Source organism: Pseudoalteromonas sp. S2893 (genome assembly GCF_005887105.1).
Taxonomy (GTDB): Bacteria; Pseudomonadota; Gammaproteobacteria; order Enterobacterales; family Alteromonadaceae; genus Pseudoalteromonas; species Pseudoalteromonas atlantica.
The window spans coordinates 1-320 of the sequence record NZ_PNCY01000063.1 but is presented as its reverse complement, the minus strand read 5'-3'; the positions used below and the strand labels follow the sequence as shown (position 1 = coordinate 320).

1 protein-coding gene is annotated in these 320 nt (G+C 55.0%); it reads left to right on the top strand.

Features of this window, described 5'->3' with window-relative positions:
• Positions 1-28: 28 nt before the first annotated feature.
• Positions 29-320: Ig-like domain-containing protein (locus CWC04_RS18730; protein WP_249326208.1), on the top strand; the 292-nt coding region annotated here is incomplete at its 3' end.

Here is a 320-nt window from a genome sequence, read left to right as displayed (position 1 = left end):
GACAGAGAACGCCGCCCTACAGGAAACCATGAGCGCGACTGTGGGCGCATGTGGTACATGGTCAGTCCCTGTTACCACAGCCCTTGCTGAGGGCAGTTATACCGGACGTGCAAGAGTAAGCGATACAGCGGGTAACTCAGCGACCGCCACAGGCGCAGGGGAGGTTGATACCATTGCGCCAACGCTTGATTTAACCAGCCCAGGTTCAAGTAACGATGTTACACCGACTCTAAGCGGCACCAGTGATGCACTAGAAGGCACCGTGATCACCTTTACGGTTATCGATGATTTAGGAGCCCAGCAAACCTTTACCACCACCG